This is a genomic window from Pseudomonas sp. MF5691, assembly GCF_016405645.1.
GTDB lineage: Bacteria > Pseudomonadota > Gammaproteobacteria > Pseudomonadales > Pseudomonadaceae > Aquipseudomonas > Aquipseudomonas shahriarae.
In genome coordinates, this window is the sequence record NZ_JAEKDC010000003.1 from 254891 (window position 1) to 269643 (window position 14753).

Here is a 14753-nt window from a genome sequence, read left to right on the forward strand (position 1 = left end):
CAGCAACAAAGAGGGCGATAGCCCAGCGCGATGCGCATTTTTCCAAGCGAGCTCCCCCATGAAAAGCCAACCCGATGTCGCCCGAACGGCGGCCGAGGTCGTGACGCAATTACCGGTGCCTTCGCGCCTCGGTATGCTGCGTTTCGAGCGGCTGAATGAGGCCAGCTGGGCGCTGCTGTACCTTGACCCCAATTGTGAACGCCAATTCGGCTTGCCCGCCGTAGAGCTGTGCTCGCTGATCGGCTCGCCCTACGCCAGCCTGATGGAGCCCCAGGCACGCTACCAGTTGCATGACGCGATCCAGCAGCAACTGACCGCCAGCCCCCACTACCTGGTGCGCTACACCTTGCACACCAACGACGGCCAGTTGAGCCTGCTGGAGGTCGGCGAGGCCTACAAGCAGCACAATCGCCACCTGCTACGCGGCTACCTGATGGTGGTAGACGGCTTGTTCAGCAACCCGGCGCCGATGCCCACCGCCGACCTGGAGGACCAGAACAGCCGCCTGCAGATCGCCCTGGAGCTCAACCAGCGTGCACAACAGGAACAGTTACAGCACCTGGAGCGGGTGCGCGCCCAGCAGGAGCTGATCCTGCTGCTGGCCCGCCAGCGCTACAGCACCAACAATTCCCTGCAAGAAGCCGCCGAACTGATCACCCGCAGTGCCTGCGATATCTACCAGATCGACTGCGCCAGTATCTGGAACCTCGAAGGCCAGCAACTGGTGCCGATTTCTGCTTTTCACCGCGCCGACCAGCAGCACCATCTGCCCTTGCCGATTGATGCCAGCGGCTTCCCGGACTACCTGGAAGCCCTGCAAAGCAGCCGCGCCATCGACGCCGGCAATGCCCTGCGCGATCCCCGCACCCGGGACATGGCCGAAAGCCTGCGCCCCCTGGAAGTCCACGCCATGCTCGACGCCAGTATCCGCGTGGATGGCCAGGTGGTGGGCGTGCTGTGCCTGGAACAAAGCACTTGCACCCGAGATTGGCTGTCCGATGAAATTGCCTTTGCCGGTGAATTGGCCGACCAGTTCGCCCAGGTCATCAACAACCACAACCGTCGCACCGCCACCAGCGCCCTGCATCTGTTCCAGCGCGCCGTGGAGCAAAGTGCCAACGCCTTCCTGCTGGTCAATTGCGACGGCGTAGTGGAGTACGTCAACCCCAGCTTTACCGCAATCACCCAGTACAGCACCGAAGAAGTCCACGGCCATCGCCTGGCCCAGTTGCCGGCCCTGGAAAACCTCAGCGAACTGCTGTTCGACGCGCCCTCCAGCCTGGCCCAAAGCAACAGCTGGCAGGGCGAGTTCAAGAGCCGGCGCAAAAACCTCGAACCGTACTGGGGCCAGCTGTCGATTTCCAAAGTGTATGGCGACAACCGCGAACTGACCCACTACATCGGCATCTACGAAGACATCACCCAGGCCAAGCTGGCCCAGCAGCGTATCGAGCGCCTGGCCTACACCGACAACCTGACCAACCTGGGCAACCGCCCGGCGTTTATCCGCAACCTCGACGAACGCTTCGCCCGCGACAGCGACGCGCCCATCAGCCTGTTGCTGGTGGATATCGACAACTTCAAGCGGATCAACGACAGCCTCGGCCACCAGACCGGCGACAAGTTGCTGATCAGCCTTGCCCGGCGCCTGCGCAACAGCCTCAATGCCGGCGGCAGCCTGGCGCGTTTTGCCAGTAACGAATTTGCGGTGCTGCTCGACAACGCCGACCTTGAAGTCGGCCAGCAAATGGCCTGCCAGTTGTTGATGACCCTCGACAAACCGATGTTCGTCGACAACCAGTTGATCAGCGTCACCGGCTCCGTGGGCCTGGCCTGCGCCCCGCTGCATGGCCGCGACCCACAGACACTGATGCGCAACGCCGGCCTGGCGCTGCACAAGGCCAAGGCCAACGGCAAGCACCAGGTGCAGGTGTTTACCGAAACCCTGAATGCCGAGGCCAGTTACAAACTGTTCGTGGAAAACAATCTGCGCCGCGCCCTGACCCAGAACGAGCTGGACGTGTTCTACCAGCCCAAGCTGTGCCTGCGCAGCGGGCGCCTGCTCGGCATGGAGGCGCTGTTGCGCTGGAACCACCCGGAAAAGGGCATGATCCGTCCGGACCAGTTCATCAGCGTCGCCGAAGAGACCGGCCTGATCATCCCCATCGGCAAATGGATCGCGCGCCAGGCCTGCCGCATGAGCAAGCAGTTGAGCGCCGCGGGCATGGGCAACTTGCAGGTGGCGATCAACCTGTCGCCCAAGCAGTTTTCCGACCCGGACCTGGTGGCATCCATCGCCAGCATCCTCAAGGAAGAACAGCTACCGGCCAACCTGCTGGAGCTGGAGCTGACCGAGGGCCTGCTGCTGGAAGCCACCGAGGACACGCGCCTGCAACTGGATCAGTTGAAGAGTTTCGGCCTGACCCTGGCCATGGATGATTTCGGCACCGGCTACTCGTCCCTGAGTTACCTGAAGAAATTCCCCATCGACATCATCAAGATCGACCGCAGCTTTATCCATGAAATCCCGGACAACCAGGACGACATGGAAATCACCTCGGCGGTGATCGCCATGGCGCACAACCTCAAGCTCAAGGTGGTCGCCGAAGGCATCGAGACTGCCGAGCAACTGGCGTTCCTGCGCCGCCATCGCTGCGACGTCGGCCAGGGCTACCTGTTCGACCGGCCAATCCCCGGCTCCGAGTTGCTGGACAGGCTCAAACGCTATCCACGCGGGCCAATCGCCTGACAGCGCTGTAACACTCGGGCACACTGGTGGTCTGAACTGTTAACTCAACCTGACGAGAGGACTGATCATGGTCTTGCGCTCGGAAATCCTGGTGAATAAAAACGTGCTGCCTACTGCCGAACAAGCCCTGCCTGGTCGTGAAACCCCGATGAATCTGCCCGAGACGCACTTCGTCAACGGCAACCCGCTGCTGGGCCCGTTTATGGACGATGTGGGGTTTGCGATTTTTGGCCTCGGCTGTTTCTGGGGCGCAGAACGCAAATTCTGGCAGCGCGACGGCGTGGTCAGCACCGTGGTCGGCTACGCCGGCGGCTTCACACCAAACCCGACCTACGAAGAAGTCTGCTCGGGCCTGACCGGCCATAGCGAAGTGGTGCTGGTGGTGTATGACCAGGCCAAACTCAAGTACGAAGACCTGTTGAAAATGTTCTGGGAACTGCACAACCCAACCCAGGGCATGCGCCAGGGCAATGACATTGGCAGCCAGTATCGCTCGGTGATCTACGCGACCACGCCTGAGCAACTGGAGGCTGCGAAGGCCAGTGCACAGGCCTATCAGGAAGAACTGACCAAGGCCGGCCTGGGCGAGATCACCACGGAAATCGACGAGGCGCCCACGGTGTACTTCGCCGAGGCCTATCACCAGCAGTACCTGGCGAAGAATCCCCAGGGTTATTGCGGGATCGGCGGTACTGGCGTGACCTGCCCGATCTGACGTCAAAAGCATCGCGGGCAAGCCCGCTCCCACATGGGATCACATCACCATGTGGGAGCGGGCTTGCCCGCGATAGCACTCTAAAGAGCGATGCCGTTACTCGGCGATCAGCCAATCCATCTGCCACCCACCCTGGGTCTGCCCCAGTTTTTTCGACAGCCACGGCAACAGCTCACGCAACTCCTCCTCCAGCCCCCACGGCGGGTTGGCAATCGCCAGGCCCGAACCGGTCAGGGTGTTGGGGGTATCCAGCGGATGCACCAGCAACTCCACGCGCAGCAGCTTTGGCGCGCCGGTGCCGGCCAGGTCCTGGTAGAAACGGCGCAACATGCGCTGGTCCTTGACCGGGTACCAGATCGCGGCGACCGTCTGGCGCATGCGGCCCACGGCTTCCTTGAGGGAGGCGGCGCAACGCTGCATCTCGTCGAGTTGCTCGAACGGCGGGTCGATCAGCATCAGCGCGCGCTTTTCCGGCACCGGCAGCAAGGCCCGTGGCACATGCCAGCCTTCGCCCAGATGGACCTTCACACGGCGGTCGCCCTTCATGTTGTCCTTGAGCAACACGCCGTCTTCCGGGTGTTTTTCGTTGAGCAGCACGCGGTCCTGGGGGCGGGTCAGGCGTCGCGCCAGTTCTGGCGAACCAGGGTAATAGCGCAATTGGCCATCCGGGTTCATCTCGTGCAGCACCCGCATGTAGTCAGCGGTCAGCGCCGGCAGGTCCGCCTCGCCCCACAGGCGGGCAATGCCTTCCAGGTATTCACCGGTGCGGTTGGCCTGGTCGCCTTGCAGGTCATACAGACCAATCCCGGCGTGGGTGTCGAGATAGGCAAACGGCTGTTCCTTGCGCGACATCAGGGCGATGAGGCGGGTCAAGGTCAGGTGTTTGAAGACATCGGCGTGGTTGCCGGCGTGAAAGGCGTGACGATAATTCATGGTTGCTCCTGCGCAGGGGGCGAAGTTTACCTTTTACGCGGGCAAAGGTGCAGGGCTGCATGCCGGGCGGTGCTTATGTCGCAAATGTAGGAACAGCAGCGAAAACGTTCTAGCGAGTTATGTGCGAGCGGGCTTGCCCGCGATGCAGGCGACGCGGTATTACCCGTACTCTGCGCTGATGCCATCGCAGGCAAGCCAGCTCCTACCTTATCCGGGGCTGCCCCATGCAATCCAGGGAGGTCAGTATCCACCATGAAAGACGCCACAATCGCATTGCACCACGGCTTCAAATCGGACCCGACCACCAAGGCGGTCGCCGTGCCGATCTACCAGAACGTCGCCTTCGAGTTCGATAACGCCCAGCATGGCGCCGATCTGTTCAACCTCGACGTACCCGGCAATATCTACACGCGGATCATGAACCCCACCAACGACGTGCTGGAACAGCGCATGGCCGCGCTGGAAGGCGGGATCGCGGCCCTGGCCGTGTCGGCGGGCAGCGCGGCCATTCACTATGCCATCCAGGCCCTGACCCGCGCCGGCGACAATATCGTCTCCACCCCACAGCTGTACGGCGGCACCTACACCCTGTTCGCCCACCTGCTGCCGAGCTTCGGCGTTGATGTGCGCTTCGCCCGCAACGACTCGGCCGAGGCCATCGCCGAGCTGATCGACGACAACACCAAGCTGGTGTACTGCGAAAGCATCGGCAACCCGGCGGGCAATATCGTCGACCTGCAGGCCCTGGCCGACGTCGCCCATGCCCGCGGCGTACCGCTGATGGTGGATAACACCGTCGCCACGCCGATCCTGTGCAAGCCGATCCAGTTTGGCGCGGATATCGTCGTGCATTCCCTGACCAAGTATGTCGGCGGCCACGGCAACTCTCTGGGCGGGGTGATTGTCGACAGCGGCACCTTCCCCTGGACCGACTACCCGCAGAAATTCCCCGGCCTCAACCAACCCGAGCCGGCCTACCATGGCGTGGTGTACAGCGAGAAATTCGGCCCCGCAGCCTTTATTGCCCGTGCCCGCACCGTGCCGCTGCGCAACACCGGTGCCGCCCTGGCCCCGATGAATGCCTTCCTGCTGCTGCAAGGCCTGGAAACCCTGGCCCTGCGCATGGAACGCCACACCGAGAACGCGTTGAAAGTCGCGCAGTTCCTGCAGGCCCACGAGCAGGTGGAATGGGTCAGCTACGCCGGCCTGCCGGATCACCCGCACCATCACCTGGCGCAAAAGTACATGCAGGGCAAACCCTCGGCGATCCTGTCCTTCGGCCTGAAGGGCGGCTATGCCGCCGGGGTGCGCTTCTACGATGCGCTGCAGATCTTCAAGCGCCTGGTGAATATCGGCGACGCCAAGTCCCTGGCCTGCCACCCAGCGTCCACCACCCACCGGCAGATGAACGAGCAGGAGCAGGCCAAGGCCGGCGTACGTCCGGAGATGATCCGCCTGTCGGTGGGCATCGAGGCGATCGAGGACCTGCTCGATGACTTGCAGCAGTCACTGAACGCCTGACTCAACCCCGCTCGCCGGCCAGGTAGGCAATCAATGCCTGCTGCCCGGCGTAAGGTGGGCGCACAAAGTACGCGACCTTGTGCTGCAAGGTCGCTGGCGCGAAGGCGTCGTGCACGTCGGGATGCTCCTGGGCCAGCCATTGCAGCAGGTTATCCACCAGGGTCACGCTGGACTGTTCGCCAAGCTGCTTGAGTAGCGTGGGGGGCACCTCCCACCAGGGACTTTTCCTCGCCGCCCCCACTCCCGTGGCCGGCACTTCCTGGAGCTGGCCGTTGATCCAGTAGCGTCGAAATACCGCAAGCACCTCCCCCGCACCAGGCCCCAGCCCTTGCAGGATCGGCAGCAGATAGCCACCATCCCAGAAGCGGAAAAACACTTCCTGCCCCTCGGGCAAACGCACCTTGGTCAGGCTGGCGAGATGTTCGACCACCGTGGGCAGCGGGCTGGAGGAAATGGCCAACCAACCCCAATCGGTAGCCGCGCATTCGGCCACCCAGTCGAGAAACCCACTGCTCTCGCTGACCAATGCCACATAGGGCATCACCTCAGCCCAGGCGGCGTACTCGCTGCCGGCCCACACCGGGCTCAATGGCCCGCCATCTGCCTGGCGCCAGGCCGCCACCGGCTGACACTCACTGGTACTGGCCAGGATGACAAACAGCTGCTCGCCGTCCTGCAGCGGCTCCTGGGCCAGCCACTCACGGGGGGTCATCAGCGCAAGCCCCCCACTCGATGCTGCGGAGTGTCGCAGACGCCATTGTTGCAGCGCTCACACTCCTCACAGAACGGCGCACTGCGCCTGAAGCTGAACACCTGTGCGGCACTCAACGGTGCGGCCAACACCGCCAGCAGGGTTTCCTGAACCCCTGGACGCAGGGGTGATGGCGCCGTGGCAGCCGACGGCGCACCGCCCAACTGGATCGGTGTGCTGCTGAAAATCCCCCCGGCCGACAATGTGATCCATTGCCCACCGGCCTGCAGCGTCAGGCTGGCGCCGCCATCGACCACCATTTGCTGGCCTGCGCCGAGGCTGATCTGCTCGCCCGCCTGCAACGAATAACGCGCCACTTGCACCTGTTGCTGCCCCGCGATCACCAGGTGATCGTCCTGCTTGAGTTCCGTCAGCCGGTTGCCGTGGGTAATCCGCTGCTCTTCGCCGTGCAACTCGTGGTGCGACTCGCCGCTTACCTGCACATGCCGCTGGTGATCCACCTGCAGGCGCAGATCGTGGAGCACGTGCTGGGTCCAGTCGCGTTGGGCCCGCAGGTAGATCTGCTCGGCGCCCTTGCGGTCTTCGATGCGCAGCTCGTTATAGCCACCACCCCCTGGGCTGCTCTGGCTGCGGAAGATGCTGCGGGTCTTGTCCGCGGGCAGGTCGAGGGGCACTGGCGTCGCGCCATTGGCCAGGCAGCCGACCACCAGCGGCATATCGACATCGCCGTTGACGAACCCCACCAGCACTTCCATGCCCACCCGCGGGATCACCACGCTGCCGTAGTGTTCGTGGGCCCAGGCGCTGGCAACCCGCAGCCAGCAGCTGGAATGTTCGCTGTATTGGCCGTGGCGATCCCAGGCCAGTTGCACCTTGACCCGGCCAAACTCATCGCAATGGATTTCGCTGTCGACCGGCCCGGTGACCACAGCGTTCTGAAAGCCTGCAACCGGCGCCCTCGCCGCAGGCAGCGGCGGGCGAAACGGCACGTCCCAGGGCGTGGCGAAGAACTCGTTGCGATACCCCTGCTCATCCATCGCGCCGACAGACTCCTCCAGCACTTGCGGTTGCCGGCCCTGGTGGATCACCCGCGTCACCAGCCACAGGCCATTCCATGCCTGGCGCGGATGGTCGGCCAGTGTGAGGAACTGTCCGCTGACCAGCGCCGTCTGGTCGCCCTCGCCGTAGGCTTGCCGCTGGTCGCTGCGATGACGCTCCAGCGCCCGCTGCGCCAGGTGCTTGCCATGGGTACGGTCGGTGAAGTGCCCAGGGTAGCCCTGGGCCTCCAGCGGCGGTAGCTGCTCGCCGAGGGCGGCGCTTTCCAGCACCAGACGCGGCTTGCGAAAATCATAGTCGCGCAGGTTGACCCCGGTAGTCCGCGCCTCCAGGCGCACCGTGAAACGCTTGATCACCGGCGCCGCCGCCACCATGCCCGAACCCGGCGCATAGCCCGTCGGCTGGGCTGCCTGGGCAAACACCGTCTGATCATCGCCGAACACCAGCAGATGCCCGTCCGGCCGGTGTTGAAAGTGATAGTGAATCCCCAGTTCGGCGCACAGCCGCTGGATAAATGCCAGGTCGGTTTCATCGAACTGCACGCAGTACTCGCGCTCGGGATAGGTCGCGCCCAGTCGCCACTCAAAGGCATCGCGCTGGATGCCCTGCCCCTCCAGCACCAGGCTGACAATCTGCGGCACCGTCTTGTGCTGGAAAATGCGTTGCCGGGCACTGTGTTGCAGATAGGCCAACTGCGGCACCAGGCTCAATTGATAATGGGTCAGGCGCCGGCCCGAGTCACCTTGCGCGACCCGCTGGATTTGCCCATGGATGCCATGGCCCTGGGCATCAAAGGCGAGAAAGGCCTGGCGGTGCAGGAGGTTTTCCAGATCCAGGTCCGGCTGTTCGCTGACCAACTCAAGATCGAAACGATAGGGCTGGCTGATAGCCTCCTCGCCCTTGAACGCCAGGACCTTGAGGTCACTGGGCTGGCCATCGACAGTCAGGCTAAACGCACTTTGATTGGCAGGAGCGAACATCCGGTGTTTCTCTGCAAGTGGAGGGCCTGGAATTCTGCACCAGCCATTTGCCGAGCTGCGTACGCTGCAGGCAATTCAGTTAATCCCTACAACGCAGGCTCCATCGTCGCACCCAAAAAAAACGGCCCGACATCCAGGGATGCGGGCCGCTTTCAGTTCAGCAGGCCATCAAGGCCTGCATGAACGCCTCACTTGTTGAGGTTGTAGTCTTTCTCGGCAGCTGTGAAGCGCTCAACCATACCGGCAGTCGGGGCGCCCATCTTGCTCACGAAGTAGATCGCCAGGCTGGCGAACAGGAAGCCTGGGATGATTTCGTACAGACCCAGCAGCTCGAAGTGTTTCCACACGATCACGGTGATCGCGCCGACCAGGATACCGGCCAGTGCGCCGTTGCGGGTCATGCCTTTCCACAGGACCGAGATCAGGACCACAGGACCGAACGCGGCGCCGAAGCCGGCCCAGGCGTAGCTCACCAGGCCCAGTACGCGGTTTTCTGGGTTAGCAGCCATCGCGATGGCGATCAACGCAACCACCAGCACCATGATCCGGCCGACCCATACCAGCTCAAGCTGGGAAGCGCCCTTGCGCAGGAACGCCTTGTAGAAGTCTTCGGTCAGGGCGCTGGAGCACACCAGCAACTGGCAGCTCAGGGTGCTCATCACGGCAGCCAGGATGGCCGACAGCAGCACGCCAGCAACCCAAGGGTTGAACAGCAGCTTGGCCAGCTCGATGAACACACGCTCTGGGTTTTCGGTCACGGGACCGGCCACTTCCGGGTGTGCCGAGAAGTAGGCAATACCGAAGAAACCTACGGCCACGGTGCCGGCCAGGCACAGGATCATCCAGGCCATGGAGATGCGACGCGCCTTGGCAATCGACTTGACCGAATCCGCCGCCATGAAACGCGCGAGGATGTGCGGCTGGCCGAAGTAGCCCAGGCCCCAGCCCATCAGCGAGATGATGCCGATGAAGGTAGTGTTTTTCAGCATGTCGAAGCTGGTTGGATCCTTCGCTTCAATAGCCAGGAAGGTGGTATCGACACCGCCGGTGGCCAGCAGCACGATGATGGGCGTCAGGATCAACGCGAAGATCATCAGGGTGGCTTGTACGGTATCTGTCCAGCTTACTGCCAGGAAACCACCGATAAAGGTGTAGGCAATCGTCGCCGCAGCACCGGCCCACAGCGCCGTCTCGTAGGACATGCCGAAGGTGCTTTCGAACAGACGGGCACCGGCCACGATGCCAGAAGCGCAGTAGATGGTGAAGAACACCAGGATCACTACCGCCGAGATAATCCGCAGCAGGCCGCTCTTGTCTTCAAAACGGCTGGAGAAGTAGTCCGGCAGGGTCAGGGCGTCGCCGTTGTGTTCGGTCTGCACGCGCAGGCGACCTGCCACAAACAGCCAGTTCAGGTAAGCACCGACGATCAGGCCGATGGCGATCCAGCTTTCCGACAGGCCCGACATGTAGATGGCACCTGGCAGGCCCATCAACAACCAGCCGCTCATATCCGAAGCGCCAGCCGAGAGTGCGGTGACGACGCTGCCGAGGCTGCGACCACCGAGGATGTAATCGGAAAGGTTATTGGTGGAGCGATAGGCCATGAGACCAATCAGCACCATTGCCGCGATGTAGATCACAAATGTGATCAAGGTTGGATTACTTACGCTCATTGAGTTACGCCCTGGCTTTGTTTTTATGTAGCGGCGGTCTGTCAGGCCATCTACAACCGAGTAGTGTGTAGACGAAGCTGCGTGCCGCGCATTTATGACTGACGTTTCCCCAGGAAAGCCATCAGCCGATGAACCGAACCCTAGGGTTGGTTGCACCTTGGGCGTGAATGCTATTCAACAAAGCAAATAAGGTGCAACCAGTTTCGTGAGAATTAGTTGCACCCTGGCGCGTTTTTCGGCAAACGGCGGTTTTTTGCTCCTTTTCGGAGCAAGAACAGCCAAATCCAGAAGCAAATGCACCAATATTCAGCCGATTTGGTCGAGTGAAAATGATTTCTGACGAGCAGCGTGAATTTCATGAAGAAAATGGGTTGCACCCGGTTGCACCTCGTACGGCGCAAAGCTAATCTTGCCGCCAGCTGATGCCACACAGTAGTGGCACCCATGAGGATAAAAATATGGCTACGACCACCCTTGGGGTCAAACTCGATGACCCAACCCGCGAACGCCTCAAGGCCGCCGCGACCTCCATTGATCGCACGCCGCACTGGCTGATCAAGCAGGCAATTTTCAATTACCTGGAGAAACTCGAGGGTGGTGCAACCCTGACCGAGCTCAATGGTTCGGGCGTCAAGGACGCAGACGACGCGGGCGAGGTGCAGAACGACCACGCTCACCAGTGCTTCCTCGAGTTTGCCGAAAGCATCCTGCCGCAATCGGTGCTGCGCGCCTCGATCACCGCCGCTTACCGCCGCCCCGAGCCGGAAGTGGTGCCGATGCTGATCGAGCAGGCTCGCCTGCCGGCCCAGATGGCCGAAGCCACCAACAAGCTGGCGGCCTCGATTGCCGAAAAACTGCGTAACCAGAAGAGCGCCGGCGGCCGTGCCGGTATCGTCCAGGGCCTGCTGCAGGAATTTTCCCTGTCGTCCCAGGAAGGCGTGGCCCTGATGTGCCTGGCCGAAGCGCTGCTGCGGATCCCCGACAAGGGCACCCGTGACGCGCTGATCCGCGACAAGATCAGCACCGGCAACTGGCACCCGCACCTGGGCAACAGCCCATCGTTGTTCGTCAACGCCGCCACCTGGGGCCTGCTGCTGACCGGCAAACTGGTCGCCACCCACAATGAGGCCGGCCTGACCTCCTCCCTGAGCCGCATTATCGGCAAGAGCGGCGAGCCGATGATCCGCAAGGGCGTCGACATGGCCATGCGCCTGATGGGCGAGCAGTTCGTCACCGGCGAAACCATCGCCGAAGCCCTGGCCAATGCGAGCAAGTTCGAAGCCAAGGGCTTCCGCTACTCCTACGACATGCTCGGTGAAGCTGCACTGACCGAACACGACGCACAGAAGTACCTGGCCTCGTACGAACAAGCCATTCACTCCATCGGCAAAGCCTCTCACGGCCGTGGGATTTATGAAGGCCCGGGCATCTCCATCAAGCTGTCGGCCCTGCACCCGCGCTACAGCCGCGCCCAGTACGAGCGCGTGATGGACGAGCTGTACCCGCGCCTGCTGTCCCTGACGCTGCTGGCCAAGCAATACGACATCGGCCTGAACATCGACGCCGAAGAAGCCGACCGCCTGGAGCTGTCCCTGGACCTGCTCGAGCGCCTGTGCTTCGAGCCGCAACTGACCGGCTGGAACGGTATCGGTTTCGTGATCCAGGCTTACCAGAAGCGCTGCCCGTACGTGATCGACTACGTGATCGACCTGGCACGCCGCAGCCGTCACCGCCTGATGATCCGCCTGGTAAAAGGCGCGTACTGGGACAGCGAAATCAAGCGCGCCCAGGTCGAAGGCCTGGAAGGCTACCCGGTCTACACCCGCAAGGTGTACACCGACGTTTCCTACATCGCCTGCGCACGCAAGCTGCTGTCGGTACCGGAAGTCATCTACCCGCAGTTCGCCACGCACAACGCCCACACCCTGTCGGCCATCTACCACATCGCCGGCCAGAACTATTACCCCGGCCAGTACGAGTTCCAGTGCCTGCACGGCATGGGTGAACCGCTGTACGAACAAGTCGTAGGCAAGGTTTCCGAAGGCAAGCTGAACCGTCCATGCCGCGTGTACGCGCCGGTCGGCACCCACGAAACCCTGCTGGCCTACCTGGTGCGTCGCCTGCTGGAAAACGGCGCCAACACCTCGTTCGTCAACCGTATCGCCGACCAATCCATCTCGATCCAGGAGCTGGTGGCCGATCCAGTGGCCAGCATCGAGCAGATGGCGACGCTGGAAGGCGGCTTCGGCCTGCCGCACCCGCGTATTCCACTGCCACGCGACCTGTATGGCAGCGAGCGCGCCAACTCGGCCGGTATCGACCTGGCCAACGAACACCGCCTGGCGTCGCTGTCCTGCGCCTTGCTGGCCACCGCGCACAACAACTGGAAGGCCGCGCCGATGCTCGGTTGCGCGTCCAGCAATGAAGCCGCTGCGCCGGTGCTGAATCCGTCCGACCTGCGTGATGTGGTTGGCCACGTCCAGGAAGCCACGGTCGAAGACGTCGACAACGCTATCCAGTGCGCCCTGAATGCCGCACCGATCTGGCAGGCCACCCCGCCGGCCGAACGCGCCGCGATCCTCGAACGTGCCGCCGACTTGATGGAAGGCGAGATCCAGCCACTGATGGGCCTGCTGGCCCGTGAAGCCGGCAAGACCTTCGCCAACGCCATCGCCGAAGTGCGTGAAGCCGTGGACTTCCTGCGTTACTACGCCGTGCAGGCGCGTAACGATTTCACCAACGACGCCCACCGCCCACTGGGCCCGGTGGTGTGCATCAGCCCGTGGAACTTCCCGCTGGCGATCTTCAGTGGCCAAGTCGCCGCCGCACTGGCCGCCGGTAACCCGGTATTGGCCAAGCCGGCCGAACAGACCCCGCTGGTCGCCGCGCAAGCCGTGCGCCTGCTGCTCGAAGCCGGCATTCCGGAAGGCGTGCTGCAACTGCTGCCGGGCCAGGGCGAAAGCGTTGGTGCCCGCCTGGTGGGTGATGATCGCGTCAAAGGCGTGATGTTCACCGGCTCCACCGAAGTGGCGCGCCTGCTGCAACGCAATGTCGCCGGACGCCTGGATGCCCAGGGCCGCCCAATCCCGCTGATCGCCGAAACCGGTGGCCAGAACGCGATGATCGTCGACTCCTCGGCTCTGACCGAACAGGTGGTGATCGACGTCGTCTCCTCGGCCTTCGACAGTGCCGGCCAGCGTTGCTCGGCCCTGCGTGTACTGTGCCTGCAGGAAGATTCGGCAGACCGCGTTATCGAAATGCTCAAGGGTGCCATGGCCGAATGCCGTCTCGGCAACCCGGAGCGCCTGTCTGTGGATATCGGCCCGGTAATCGACGCCGAAGCCAAGGCGGGCATCGAGAAGCACATCCAGGCCATGCGCGACAAAGGCCGTACCGTGTACCAGGTGGCAATTGCCGACAGTGAAGAAATCAAGCGCGGCACCTTCGTGATGCCAACCCTGATCGAGCTGGAAAGCTTCGACGAGCTGCAACGGGAGATCTTCGGCCCGGTCCTGCACGTGGTGCGCTACAAGCGTAAGGAAATCGACCAGTTGATCGGTCAGATCAATGCTTCTGGCTACGGTCTGACCCTGGGCGTGCACACCCGTATCGACGAGACCATCGCCAAGGTGATCGACAACGTCCATGCCGGTAACGTCTACGTTAACCGCAACATCGTCGGTGCCGTCGTCGGCGTGCAGCCATTCGGTGGCGAAGGCCTGTCGGGTACCGGCCCGAAAGCCGGTGGTCCGCTGTACCTGTACCGCCTGCTGTCGACCCGCCCTACCGATGCGATCGAGCAATCCTTCGTACGGGGCGATGCACTGGCCGCACCGGATGTGCGCCTGCGTGACGCCATGAGCCAACCGCTGAGTGCCCTGAAAACCTGGGCCGACGGCAACAAGTTCAGCGAACTGAGCGCCCTGTGCAGCCAGTTCGCCGCGCAATCGCAAAGCGGTATCACCCGCCTGCTGGCCGGCCCGACCGGCGAGCGCAACAGCTACGCCATCCTACCCCGCGAGCACGTGCTGTGCCTGGCGGACGTAGAAGGCGATCTGCTGGCGCAACTGGCGGCCGTACTGGCTGTGGGTAGCTCGGCAGTGTGGCCGGAATCTGACCTGACCAAGGCGCTGTTCCCACGGCTGCCGAAGGAAGTTCAGGCGAAGATCCAGCGTGTAGCCGATTGGACCAAGGACGAAGTGATCTTCGACGCCGTCCTGCACCACGGCGATTCCGACCAACTGCGTGGGGTTTGCCAGCAAGTGGCGCAACGCAGCGGCGCGATTGTCGGGGTCAATGGCCTGTCCTCGGGCGAAACCAACATTGCGTTGGAGCGCCTGGTGATCGAGCGTGCGTTGAGCGTCAACACCGCTGCGGCGGGTGGTAACGCGAGCCTGATGACTATCGGCTAGTC

The 14753-nt window shown here is 62.7% G+C and carries 8 protein-coding genes; 4 read left to right on the forward strand and 4 right to left on the reverse strand.

Annotation, left to right across the window (positions count from 1 at the left end):
- Window positions 1-58: 58 nt before the first annotated feature.
- Window positions 59-2749 carry a bifunctional diguanylate cyclase/phosphodiesterase gene (locus tag JFT44_RS06480; RefSeq protein ID WP_120731356.1) on the forward strand — a complete coding sequence of 897 codons (2691 nt, stop codon included), beginning with the start codon at window positions 59-61 and terminating at the stop codon, window positions 2747-2749.
- A 67-nt stretch (window positions 2750-2816) separates the two neighbouring features.
- Entirely contained in the window at window positions 2817-3464 is a 648-nt protein-coding gene (msrA, locus tag JFT44_RS06485) for a peptide-methionine (S)-S-oxide reductase MsrA (RefSeq protein WP_057444633.1), read from the forward strand.
- 96 nt (window positions 3465-3560) lie between these two features.
- Here the strand turns inward: msrA and JFT44_RS06490 are convergent, their stop codons facing one another.
- Window positions 3561-4397 carry a 23S rRNA (adenine(2030)-N(6))-methyltransferase RlmJ gene (locus JFT44_RS06490; RefSeq protein ID WP_057958111.1) on the reverse strand — a complete coding sequence of 279 codons (837 nt, stop codon included), beginning with the start codon at window positions 4395-4397 and terminating at the stop codon, window positions 3561-3563.
- 252 nt (window positions 4398-4649) lie between these two features.
- On the opposite strand from JFT44_RS06490, the gene JFT44_RS06495 reads away from it, so the two are divergent.
- Complete coding sequence (locus JFT44_RS06495) at window positions 4650-5918, forward strand: O-acetylhomoserine aminocarboxypropyltransferase/cysteine synthase family protein (protein WP_057437305.1); 1269 nt, start codon at window positions 4650-4652, stop codon at window positions 5916-5918.
- Between the two features lies 1 nt (window position 5919).
- Here JFT44_RS06495 and JFT44_RS06500 read toward each other — a convergent pair whose 3' ends face one another.
- The 3 genes from JFT44_RS06500 to putP form a co-directional block, all read right to left on the reverse strand.
- Complete coding sequence (locus tag JFT44_RS06500) at window positions 5920-6630, reverse strand: DUF4123 domain-containing protein (RefSeq protein WP_057958110.1); 711 nt, start codon at window positions 6628-6630, stop codon at window positions 5920-5922.
- Window positions 6630-8666: a type VI secretion system tip protein VgrG gene (locus JFT44_RS06505; protein WP_186625796.1), complete on the reverse strand. Its 2037-nt coding sequence runs from the start codon at window positions 8664-8666 to the stop codon at window positions 6630-6632. Before JFT44_RS06505 ends, JFT44_RS06500 begins: the two co-directional genes overlap by 1 nt.
- A gap of 188 nt (window positions 8667-8854) precedes the next feature.
- A complete protein-coding gene (putP, locus tag JFT44_RS06510; RefSeq protein ID WP_057958108.1) occupies window positions 8855-10339 on the reverse strand; it encodes a sodium/proline symporter PutP in 1485 nt (494 codons plus the stop codon).
- Window positions 10340-10797: 458 nt separating this feature from the next.
- On the opposite strand from putP, the gene putA reads away from it, so the two are divergent.
- Window positions 10798-14751, forward strand: coding sequence for a trifunctional transcriptional regulator/proline dehydrogenase/L-glutamate gamma-semialdehyde dehydrogenase (gene putA / locus JFT44_RS06515; protein ID WP_186625795.1), 3954 nt, complete (start codon window positions 10798-10800; stop codon window positions 14749-14751).
- The last annotated feature ends 2 nt before the right edge of the window (window positions 14752-14753 follow it).